Below are 8,575 nucleotides of genomic sequence, written 5' to 3'. Positions count from 1 at the left end.
CAAATCCACTCTTATATGAATTAATTATATCCCAAATTTCCTCTATTTTTCTATAATTTCTTTCTTGATTTTCTTTTTCTTCTTTGCTGTCTGAAAAACTTGGAAAACTTCTATAGGTTGAAACATTGTATCTCATGATTCCTATTGCAGTACAGGCACCTATTATTGACTGCATATTCCACCATATATCATCTCTATCTACTCTCATAAGAGCCCCATAACTCATTGGATGTATTATTTCTGTCATTTCATCATGGAAGCCACTAAAAAGTTTATATAAATCTTCTAACTCTCCCTTGCAGGCACTTATATCTCCTTTTAAATCTTCATGCTTACTTATTAGTGCCGCTACAGCTTCTCCGCTGTTTTCAGTTTCAAGCCTTCTATTTATATTATTTAATGATTCTTCCATGGTTTCAATTGCTGATTTATATGTAGCTATTTTATCCCTTAGATCTCCTATTACCCCGTAATTTACTTTTATATCACTTATCACATTCCATTCCCCCTAAGTTACTTAACATAATGTACAGCGGAATGAAAAAAGGACACAACATCTCTTTTTAAAACAAAATGAGTTTCTCCCACTTTATCCTTCAATAGATGCTTGTCCTGTATATAATAAGTCTTTATTTCTTTATTATTTAACTTAAGCATACTATATCTCCATTCATCTTAATTTAATTCCTTGATAAATTCAATATCGTTTGCTTAATTGTAATTCCCTAGTTTTTCCCAATCCCTTTGTCTATTTTACTCTTATATCTCAATTTTGTAAATATATTTCACTTTGTATTAATTTTTTACTGGGAACCCTACTCCAAATGCAGTTCCTAAAGATATGCAAACTGAATTTGGATAATCTAAAAATGCATTAGCCATTGCAGTTCCATCATGCACTAGTTTTATACAAAAGCTTTTTTTAAGTTTTTCATATAATACAGAAGACAAATATTTTTCACAATCATGGGCTATTAACCTTAGCTTTCCGTAGCCTCCCCTATTTGCAAATGCTCCATTTCTAACATAATTAGCTATGTTAATTACTATAGTATCACCTATATTATCATTTTCTTCTTCTTTTGCAATTTCTACTGTATCTAGAATGGTATTTAGAATGTGTTTGTGTAAATTACCTGCCTCATTTCTTTCTTCTTCTATATTTTTAAAATTCCACTCCACATGTTTAGATAGAACCTTGGTTAAATTTCTAATATCTCTAACTCCACTATCATCAATTTTCACTAGACTTCTCTTGATAAAAGTTTGTCCACAATCAAAAATCAGATATGTTTTTCCCTTAGAAACACCTTTAATATATGCTGCGCAACCGTTTATCCCAATATTAGATGAGTCTTTAATTAGCATAATATTATAACTCTTTTCACCAGAATCTTTAAATACCTTTTCTATATAATATTTAAAACTTTCACCTATATTTGAACTAGCAAGTCCACCTACTAAAATTATGTTCTCTATAGTGCTCCAAAATTCCCATTCTTTATCTCCCCACTCCTTTCTCTTAAGTCTATTCTCATTTTCTGCTTTCTTTAAAGTTAGCAAAATAACTCCAAGACTTTCACCAAATAATCTAACAATGTTATTTGCTTTTTTCTTAACTAATAAATCATCACTTTACAATAGATTATCTAAATACTGTGGGAACATCTTTTCCTCTAGATTATTAATATCTAACTTTAAATCTTTGGAATTTTTCTTGATTTCATTTATAAATAGTTCAGTAGAAAATATGTCCATTGCAGTTTTACCTTGTAAGTCTTGTTTTACTTTATTTGTTGGCATTTTCTCAATAAACAATTTATTTATAGATACATTTGAAGATAAATATCCACCTTCCATAAAAGGATTATTCATATTTATTCCTCCTTAAATTCTTTCTTATAATAAATCTATTCTCTATTTTTTAATATTTCACTAAGTTTAACACTATATAAATGCCTTTTTAAAATCCCTTTAGATATGCAATATGTCAAAATTGAAATTACAAACATTATTAAATAACTTAATAGCTTAATTTTTACAAACATATAACTTTGTACATGTGCTACAAGCTGAGGATAAATTTTATTAAATATAAGTGTAGAAATAGGTAGACTTATAATCATTAAATATATTTTCATTATAACCAAAACAATGAAAATAACAATAAGATAAGTGCTTTGGAAAGTAGAAAAGGCTACGCCTTTTTATCAGCGTTAGCCTTGATTATTGCTATGATTCAAATTTTTTCACTTTTAGAAAGTTCTTTCTGTCGCAATTCTCAATCCTTTAACGCTGTAAGTATACGATTCTTAATTAAAATTTTGCTTATTCTTTTTCTAGTGCACTTTAATATAATAAACTCATAATCTTTATAGATAACTTTATCATCTACTTCTGGATATGATTTTAGTTGTGAATATACCCATCCACCTATAGTATCAATATTTTCTTCTTTAATTTCTATCTCTAATAGTTCATTTATATCTTCAATATGAACTTTTCCGTCTACTATATAATTTCCATCTTCCTTTTTGTTGATTTCATCTATTTCTTCATCAAACTCATCTTGAATTTCACCAACTATTTCTTCTAAAATATCTTCAATAGTCACAAGCCCAAAAGTTCCACCATATTCATCAATAATTATAGCCATATGAACTTTTTCATTTTTAAATAACTTTAACAACTCACTTATTGACATAGATTCTGGAACAAATTTAATTTCTCGAATAATATCCTCTATATTTTGATTTTCCCCATCTATTTTCATTTTGTATAATTCTTTTATATGTACAAAACCAAGAACATTATCTTTACTCTCTCTACATATTGGATATCTAGTTAATTGTTCATCTAAAGTATATTTTATAATATCTTCAAAAGAATCTTCTATGTAAACACAGGCCATATCTGTACGAGGAATCATTATATCTTTTACTGTTGTCTCTGAAAAATCAAATATGTTATCTACAAAAGTCAATTCAGTTTTATCTATTAATCCATGCTTATAACTTTCTTCAACTAATAACTTTATTTCTTCATCTGTATGTGCTGCTTCATGTTCATCCACTAAAGAAAATCCAAATGTTTTCAAAATTAAATTAGTAGTATTGTTAAAAACCCACATTATTGGATACGTTAAATTATAAAACATAATTAAAGGTAGAGATGTGTACATTGCCACCTTTTCTGCAGTTATAATAGCTAAAGATTTAGGTACTAACTCCCCAAGTACAATATGCATAGCGGTTATAATGGAAAACCCTAAAACAAATGAAATCGAATGTACAGCACTTTCTGAAAGATTGAATAGATTAAACAGTGGCATTAACATCTCTGATACCGCTGGTTCTCCAACCCATCCTAATCCTAAAGATGCTAAGGTTATTCCTAATTGACATCCGGATAAATATGAATTCAAATCATTAACGATCTTTAAAGTATATCTAGCACTTTTATTCCCTTCAAGCACTAATGTTTCTATTCTAGATTTTCTTACTTTTACTACAGCAAATTCAGCAGCAACAAAAAAACCGTTCATAAATACAAGCAAAATGACAATAACAACGTTTATAAAAACAACCATTTGTTCATCTTCCTCCAAAGTAATTACTATAATTAATATTTTCTTATTAATAAATAGTATTTTCTTATATAATAAAAATATCCTTAAACTAAGCCTATTAAAACTATATTTTTATTATTCTAATGGCAACTTGGTTTTTGTACTGAGGTTTGCTAAATTTATCGCTAAACTCGATGCCTCCTGCGGTAACTTTAGATTCACCCTCCGCCTCACTTGAAGCAGCTCCTTTGGATTCATTAGATATATAAGGTGAAACTGCACTAGCTTTAGCAGAACCTCCAAATGTGACCATAAAGCCTAGTATATTTTAATCTTCTCAAGGTATTTCTACTTGCAAATATCTTCTCTACCTAATATTTTACCAATAACTTCACCAGTATCAAATCCAATTCATTTATCATGCCTATTTGCTCCTTTCTTTTGATTATATAGAAAAAAGGCTAATGCCTTTTTATCAGCGTTAGCCTTTATTATTATTATAATATATATTTGATTTTTACTTTTGTTACAGATTACTGCATTATCATTATTATGAAGCAAGTATTGTATGTCAACTTGTATCCAATGTTAATGATTTTATTGGATATATCATTATTTAACTTAACATTTAATGTTTTGCAGTTAGCCAAATTGATATTTTGCAGCCAGATTACAATTTTGTAGATTCATTTTCAATGATATACTTGCTTGGTACAAAATCAGCTAGCCAAACCTTGTCATTTCCTTGATAGAATTTTATTCCTTCATTCCAAGCTTGTTTTGCATTAATCATAAGAATGATAGGTTTATTATCACGTCTTTTTCCCACTTGTAGTGCTGTATCAACATCAATTGATAGATGAACATATTGCCTGCCTCTTGGTAGTAGTCCATTCTCTGTTATTGATTCTAAAAATCTTCTAGCTGTTCCATGGTACAGAACCCTAGGCGGCTCCTCATTCTCCCTAGCTATTTTTTGCGGCACAGAGTGACCATATAGGGCTCTAATCCTTCCTGATAGTATTTCATGACGCTTTTTCTCTGAACCTTCTATTATAGCTATCAAATCTGCTTCCGTTACATTACTCCATCGATTATCTTCCCTTAATGAAGTTAGCAATTGTTCAACATCTACCCATCCATTCTCATCAAGTTCCAATTCATATTCCCATGGTGCATGTCGTAGTGCATATGATACTTCTTTACTTAACTCTAAATAGTTTATCGAAATCATCCTCCTTTTTTGCTATTTATTATATTCTATCATTTCATGAACTGCTTCTTCTAACCATTGCCAAAAATCTTCAAATTCTTTTCTTTGCTCATAGCCTTCTGAAGCAAAATCATGTACTATTTGAACTTTTTCCCCTTTCCCTATTTCGAAGCAAGCTATATCGTCATTGTCATCTCTTCTAGCAAATGGTATTAGTTTTCTGCTTGGATATCTTTGTTTAAGTCCTTCTATCCTTCTCAATACCTGACCTTCATCCATCATATACCACAAGTCAAAATCCACCAAGTTTAGTTCAATTGCTTTCATAAATGATTGTGGATATTCGAATCCTTCTATCGGTAGTCTTTCTTTTGAAATTTGCATACTCATTGTTACTTTCCTATCCTTTCCATAGTATCCGCACCAAAAGGATTATTATTTCTAAATGATGCGTTTTGTTTTCCAATTCTTAATTGTATTGCATCTCCCCAAGTACTTGGAACGCCTTTTTTAGTTGTAAATCTATCAATTAGACTTTCTGGAAGAAGTTCATTTGCATCGTGTATGTTAGCCTGAACATCTATTCCTGCTTCTCTTGCAGAAACCACTCTTGTATTATCTATTGTAGTTAACTTACCATCACTCATTCTTACAACATCAATCGGGTCACCATTCCAACCATTAGCCTTCATACTTTGAATTATTTCTTCTGCACCATTTACAGAGCTCTGGCTAAATCTAATTTCATTAGGATTTACTGAGATAGCTTCAGCCGCCCCCTCACTTGCCTCGGCTTCTGCTGATTCGTTAGGTGTTGATCCATTAGATCTATAAGGTGAAACCGCACTAGCTCCAACAGAACTTCCAAATGTACTCATAAAGCCTAGCATATTGTAATCTTCTTCAGACATTCCTAGCTTTTCTGCCATATCTTTTATTGGATTTGTATGGAATGTTGAATCTATAACCTCACCAGTTCCATATAGGAAGCTAGATGCACCTAATGCAAGTAATCCTGTTCCAGCTATACGTCCTCCAGGTACAGGTGCGCCTATTGCTCCCCATCCAGCACTCATTGATTCAATTCCTACAGCCATAGCTATTCCACCTGAAAGTAATTGTTGAAAATTAATTTGTTTAAAAAAGTTTACTGCCGCATCTTTATTTTGTTTTGTCACCTGAATTATCTCATTAGATTTTTTACGCCAATTAATTAAATTATCTAATCTATCCTTTATATTACTAAAACCATTTTTAATAGATTTAATGCTTGAAGCAATATTATTTTTAAACTCAACTACGTTTGCAAAAAAACTTTTAACACCCTCACTAACAGTATTTACTATCCACTTAGCACCATTCCATACAGCATTTGCTGCTTGCTATATCCTTAGCAACATTCCATGCCTTGCTTATCCATTCAGGCCAATGTCCATTTTGGTCATCATACACCATCGGATTATTAACACAATAAGTATATAGATTTAAACTTAACGGATCTTTGCTATTTCCTCGGAAGCTATCTTCTTGAATAAATCTTCCTTCACTTGGATCATACATTCTTGATTGAAGAAAATAATAATCTGCTTCCTTATCATAAAAAGTATTTTCAATCTCATTGATTAAAATATCTTTTAAAAATTATAAAAGACTCTTTCCTACTATATTTTATTCATTCTCATTAATCGTCTTTCAGCAATTCTTTTTTCAACCCTTAATCCCTCTATCATATGAGAAATAGCGTCTTCTTTTATTTTATGTTTTTCAATAACTTCAACCCCGCCCCTTTCATTTATACAAAAGAATTGCCAACCATCTTTTATTTCGAGAATACCAATTTGATTTTCTACTATATCAATTCCATCAGATGTTATCTTTTTATACCTATCCAACTCCTCTTCTTCAATTATTTTTTTTGCTTCTTCTATCCTCATAAATATTTTTCTCCTTACTTTATTATTTTTAGCAATCCTAATTCTTCTAAGATATCTACTGGTAATGGAAGCTGATATTGAATTCATATTCCACCTGCTACTCAGTCTTCTACGAATTGTAAAAGACTTCAATAAATAACTCTTTCTATTTATTGAAGTCTATATAAAATTTCTTCAAAAATTATAAGATTTCTATTCCATAATCCTTAATATTCCTTTCATTTTCAAGTTGCATAGCCTCCCATAATCCTTCTGTTAAATTTTCTCCTTCATACTCCTTGCGATTTTTCAGTTTACCTTCATATGTAAGAGCATCTTTCCTTAACTCTCTAATTATCTCTTTTTTATTTATACTGAATGGAGATTTTTTCAATTTTTCCATTTTTAACTGATAACTTAATACTAAAAACACTGCATATACACCTATTCCTGATTTCCATGTTAGCCATTCTAATAATGTCTTTTCTAACAATATATCTACTCTTTCATCTGGCTCATCAATATGGTATTTATATATTTCTGGCATTGCATTATCTAAATCTAACATAGAATTTCCTGGCCTATATGGATTAAATCCAAAAGAATATACTCCTCTTCCTACTAGGAAATCATCAAGTTCATTTCTCTTTATTGCAAGTAATAAACTTTTTCTATTAATATCATCTTCCATCTTTATCCTCCTTTATATTGAGTTAGTTTCCAACCTTCGAATTATTAATAATTTGCTCATATAAATCTTTATCTTTACTTTCTAATATCTGTCTTATTATACCTTCTCTAGTACCACCTAAAGTTTTGGTTCCTGGAACCCATTGATAATTACAACCATCTTCTACACCACTTACTATTCGCAAATCTATATCTGAATCTATTGGAATTTCAACTCTAACAACTCCGGAATTATAAGTATTCTCTGGTAAACCTAAAGCTTTTGCTAATTGTCTTTTAAATTCAGTAGTTGAAGATTCTATAGACCCTAAATCAGCTAATTTTGTTTCTATAGAATCAGCTGTTAATTCCGGCAAAACAAACTGACCACCATTTACCCCTGGTCTACCAATTGATTTTCCATCTAAAACAAACTTAATATAATCATTTTTAGACATATAACTTATAACATACTTACTATCATTTCCGTAGAAATTATTATGCCACTCATCAACTAAGTTTGAATTTTCAAGTGATTCCATATATTCCTTAGCTCTTATGCCACTTTTTTCTTGATTTAAAACTCTATAATAATCTTCAGCGCTGTAACCACTAGCCATAGCATCGCTTAATCTATTGTCAGATAATTTCAATAAGTTATTTGCTTTTTCTTGTATTATTGACATTAAATCTCTATCTGCTAAAATTTCTGATTTAAGTTCTTCAACTTTTTGTAACTTCCATTCAAAGGATTTTGTTCCTAAATCAATATCATTCTTTTCAGCATGCTTGTACAAATTCTTCCAAGCATCATCATCTACTAATCCATTTTTTAAAGTTTCAAGATATTTTACTCTAGCTTCACTAACTCCCTCAACCCCCGAACCACCTTTAACCTTCTTAAGCAGTACAATCTGCGCTATAAGTCCAGCCGTATAACCAGTACAATAAGCTAATCCCTTTTCATCCTTTGCATCAGATACTTGTTGTGCTATCCCTTCGACTATGATAGAAGGATCATCAAGGACAGCCTTTATCATTTCATTATCCTTATAAAAGTCTTCTTCTGCTCCCTTAAGCCAGTCTGGAGTATCCCCTGTTCCCTTAGTGATTGCAACAGCTACGCCACCTACTGCATATACTGAAACACCTATAACTAATCCAACTAGTCCTTTAATTAGATCTTCTACTGACTTAATCACTCCGTCTACA

General features: G+C 30.7%; 12 protein-coding genes. All 12 read right to left on the bottom strand.

What is annotated here, in order from left to right; genetic code table 11:
• The coding region (locus FAY47_RS20365) for a hypothetical protein (RefSeq protein WP_207706249.1) at window positions 1-496 on the bottom strand (496 nt) is incomplete at its 3' end.
• A gap of 299 nt (window positions 497-795) precedes the next feature.
• A complete protein-coding gene (locus tag FAY47_RS14990) occupies window positions 796-1,563 on the bottom strand; it encodes a hypothetical protein (protein WP_243129631.1) in 768 nt (255 codons plus the stop codon).
• 72 nt (window positions 1,564-1,635) lie between these two features.
• Window positions 1,636-1,875: a hypothetical protein gene (locus tag FAY47_RS20985; RefSeq protein ID WP_243129630.1), complete on the bottom strand. Its 240-nt coding sequence runs from the start codon at window positions 1,873-1,875 to the stop codon at window positions 1,636-1,638.
• 406 nt (window positions 1,876-2,281) lie between these two features.
• Complete coding sequence (locus FAY47_RS14985) at window positions 2,282-3,589, bottom strand: hemolysin family protein (protein ID WP_143317714.1); 1,308 nt, start codon at window positions 3,587-3,589, stop codon at window positions 2,282-2,284.
• Between the two features lie 103 nt (window positions 3,590-3,692).
• Window positions 3,693-3,881, bottom strand: a complete 189-nt coding sequence (locus tag FAY47_RS14980; RefSeq protein ID WP_143317713.1) for a hypothetical protein — start codon at window positions 3,879-3,881, stop codon at window positions 3,693-3,695.
• 357 nt (window positions 3,882-4,238) lie between these two features.
• Window positions 4,239-4,802: an RNA 2'-phosphotransferase gene (locus tag FAY47_RS14975; RefSeq protein WP_347562802.1), complete on the bottom strand. Its 564-nt coding sequence runs from the start codon at window positions 4,800-4,802 to the stop codon at window positions 4,239-4,241.
• 12 nt (window positions 4,803-4,814) lie between these two features.
• Window positions 4,815-5,171, bottom strand: coding sequence for a hypothetical protein (locus FAY47_RS14970; protein WP_143317712.1), 357 nt, complete (start codon window positions 5,169-5,171; stop codon window positions 4,815-4,817).
• 2 nt (window positions 5,172-5,173) lie between these two features.
• Window positions 5,174-5,959 carry a hypothetical protein gene (locus tag FAY47_RS20650; RefSeq protein WP_207706248.1) on the bottom strand — a complete coding sequence of 262 codons (786 nt, stop codon included), beginning with the start codon at window positions 5,957-5,959 and terminating at the stop codon, window positions 5,174-5,176.
• Window positions 5,960-6,131: 172 nt separating this feature from the next.
• Window positions 6,132-6,395, bottom strand: a complete 264-nt coding sequence (locus tag FAY47_RS14960; protein ID WP_279232075.1) for an RHS repeat-associated core domain-containing protein — start codon at window positions 6,393-6,395, stop codon at window positions 6,132-6,134.
• Window positions 6,396-6,442: 47 nt separating this feature from the next.
• Entirely contained in the window at window positions 6,443-6,715 is a 273-nt protein-coding gene (locus tag FAY47_RS14955; RefSeq protein WP_143317710.1) for a hypothetical protein, read from the bottom strand.
• A gap of 181 nt (window positions 6,716-6,896) precedes the next feature.
• On the bottom strand, window positions 6,897-7,385 hold the full coding sequence (locus tag FAY47_RS14950; protein WP_143317709.1) for a hypothetical protein: 489 nt from the start codon (window positions 7,383-7,385) through the stop codon (window positions 6,897-6,899).
• A gap of 22 nt (window positions 7,386-7,407) precedes the next feature.
• Window positions 7,408-8,575 (bottom strand): hypothetical protein (locus FAY47_RS14945; protein WP_207706247.1); only part of this gene is annotated, 1,168 nt, incomplete at its 5' end.

It is taken from the genome of Clostridium sp. HBUAS56017, assembly GCF_007115085.1.
GTDB lineage: Bacteria > Bacillota > Clostridia > Clostridiales > Clostridiaceae > Clostridium > Clostridium cibarium.
The sequence above is the reverse complement of the archived record's forward strand: the minus strand, read 5'-3'. Positions and strand labels throughout refer to the sequence as shown.

Excerpts from the sequence above, each read along its gene's own strand:
- FAY47_RS14975 (WP_347562802.1), bottom strand. The coding sequence starts at position 4,802 with ATGATTTCGATAAACTATTTAGAGTTAAGTAAAGAAGTATCATATGCA.
- FAY47_RS14955 (WP_143317710.1), bottom strand. The coding sequence starts at position 6,715 with ATGAGGATAGAAGAAGCAAAAAAAATAATTGAAGAAGAGGAGTTGGAT.
- FAY47_RS14970 (WP_143317712.1), bottom strand. The coding sequence starts at position 5,171 with ATGAGTATGCAAATTTCAAAAGAAAGACTACCGATAGAAGGATTCGAA.
- FAY47_RS14950 (WP_143317709.1), bottom strand. The coding sequence starts at position 7,385 with ATGGAAGATGATATTAATAGAAAAAGTTTATTACTTGCAATAAAGAGA.
- FAY47_RS14985 (WP_143317714.1), bottom strand. The coding sequence starts at position 3,589 with ATGGTTGTTTTTATAAACGTTGTTATTGTCATTTTGCTTGTATTTATG.
- FAY47_RS14980 (WP_143317713.1), bottom strand. The coding sequence starts at position 3,881 with ATGGTCACATTTGGAGGTTCTGCTAAAGCTAGTGCAGTTTCACCTTAT.
- FAY47_RS20985 (WP_243129630.1), bottom strand. The coding sequence starts at position 1,875 with ATGAATAATCCTTTTATGGAAGGTGGATATTTATCTTCAAATGTATCT.